This is a genomic window from Streptomyces sp. NRRL F-5727, from assembly GCF_000719555.1.
Taxonomy (GTDB): Bacteria; Actinomycetota; Actinomycetes; order Streptomycetales; family Streptomycetaceae; genus Streptomyces.
In genome coordinates this window covers 1-1,019 of the sequence record NZ_JOGX01000145.1, presented here as the reverse complement: position 1 = coordinate 1,019, position 1,019 = coordinate 1, and the positions used below count along the sequence as shown (strand labels likewise).

Here is a 1,019-nt window from a genome sequence, read left to right as displayed (position 1 = left end):
TACTGAGGCGGGTTGCCGTGCTTGCGGGACGGCAGGTCGGCGTGCTTGGTGCGGAGCATGGCGAGGGACCGGATGAGCACCTGGCGGGTGTCGGCGGGGTCGATGACGTCGTCGACGAGTCCGCGTTCGGCCGCGTAGTAGGGGTGCATCAGTTCGGCCTTGTACTCCTTGACCATGCGGGCGCGCATGGCTTCGGGGTCCTCGGCTTCGGCGATCTGCTTGCGGAAGATCACGTTGGCGGCGCCTTCGGCGCCCATGACCGCGATTTCGTTGGTGGGCCAGGCGTACGTCAGGTCGGCGCCGATGGACTGGGAGTCCATGACGATGTAGGCGCCGCCGTATGCCTTGCGCAGGATCAGCGAGATCCGGGGCACGGTCGCGTTGCAGTACGCGTAGAGCAGCTTCGCGCCGTGGCGGATGATTCCACCGTGCTCCTGGTCGACGCCGGGCAGGAAGCCGGGGACGTCCAGAAGGGTGATGATCGGGATGTTGAAGGCGTCGCACATCTGCACGAAGCGGGCGGCCTTCTCGGACGCCTCGATGTCCAGGACGCCGGCCAGGGACTGCGGCTGGTTGGCGACGATGCCGACGACCTGCCCGTCGAGGCGGGCCATCGCGCAGATGATGTTGCGGGCCCAGCGCTCGTGGATCTCCAGGAAGTCGCCGTCGTCGACGAGCTCCTCGATGACCTTGTGCATGTCGTAGGGGCGGTTGCCGTCGGCGGGCACCAGGTCGAGCAGGACCTCCGAGCGGCGGTCGGCCGGGTCCTCGGACGGGGCGGCCGGCGGGTTCTCGCGGTTGTTCTGCGGGAGCATCGACAGCAGGTAGCGGACCTCGGCGATGCAGGTCTCCTCGTCGTCGTAGGCGAAGTGCGCCACGCCCGAGGTCTCGGCGTGCACGTCGGCACCGCCCAGGCCGTTCTGGGTGATCTCCTCGCCGGTGACCGCCTTGACGACGTCCGGACCGGTGATGAACATCTGCGAGGTCTCACGGACCATGAACACGAAGTCCGTCAGCGC

General features: G+C 67.8%; 1 protein-coding gene. It reads right to left on the bottom strand.

All coding sequences use genetic code 11. The features are described from left to right. Nucleotides 1-1,019: acyl-CoA carboxylase subunit beta (locus IF73_RS0137055; RefSeq protein ID WP_031015925.1), on the bottom strand; the 1,019-nt coding region annotated here is incomplete at both ends.